At 59.5% G+C, this 815-nt stretch carries 1 protein-coding gene and 1 pseudogene; both read right to left on the bottom strand.

Going from position 1 to position 815, the window contains the following annotated elements:
• Window positions 1-287, bottom strand: a pseudogene (locus A3730_RS06840) (hypothetical protein); the annotation flags it as partial.
• A 150-nt stretch (window positions 288-437) separates the two neighbouring features.
• The coding region (locus A3730_RS06835; protein ID WP_197477337.1) for a 1-acyl-sn-glycerol-3-phosphate acyltransferase at window positions 438-815 on the bottom strand (378 nt) is incomplete at its 5' end.

Raw genomic sequence — 815 nt, 5'->3', positions numbered from 1 at the left:
CGGGCTTCATCCGCCGTCAGGTTTGCCAACTGGTGTTGCACCAGCATGGCCTGGGCCTGCGGCACACTCTGCTCCATGGACACATCCAGCAGCTGGTGCAGACTGTCCGGCGAACCGTCCATTTCGCCGGGTTCATGGAGGGCTTCAAGGCGGTGCTTCAACCCGTGCAGCAGCTCCTGCTCCACCTCGTGATAACGGGCATCTGCACGCTGTACCGGCGGCAATTGCAGCAACAGCTGCTGGATCCGCGCCCGTAGCGATGCGGGCGACAATGGGGAGTCAGACACATTCGTTCCCTGTTGTTATTGTCGTTGTGGGCTTTCCCGGCCTTCCTTTCATACCGGCAAAGGAAACAGCCTGCCCTTTATTATTGAGTGTCCGGTCTTTTCGCGCGACTGCAAGTTACTGTGCGTATGCTTTCGGCAACCATGCAGCCCTCAGGGGCGTTCGCGCAACGCCAGCACCCGCGTGCGCAGATCGCCGGCTTGCACGGACTGGGGCGGCACCCCCGTACCAACAGCCAGTTTGATTCGCGACCAGAAACGCCGGGGCAGGCGGGTCAGTGCCTTGCCACCCTTATGGCTGAACACGCTGCCCCACAATCCGGACAGGGCCATGGGAATAACCGGCACCGGGCTGTCACTGACAATTTTCTCAATGCCCGCGCGAAATTCATCGATCTCACCGTCACCGGTGAGCTTGCCCTCAGGGAAGATACATACCACTTCCCCGGCGGCCAGCTCTTCACGAATACGCACAAAGGCTTGTTCGTAAATGGCCGGATTACGGCTTTTCGAATCAATCGGGATGGTCTT

The organism is Alcanivorax sp. HI0044 (assembly GCF_001634945.1).
The sequence above is the reverse complement of the archived record's forward strand: the minus strand, read 5'-3'. Positions and strand labels throughout refer to the sequence as shown.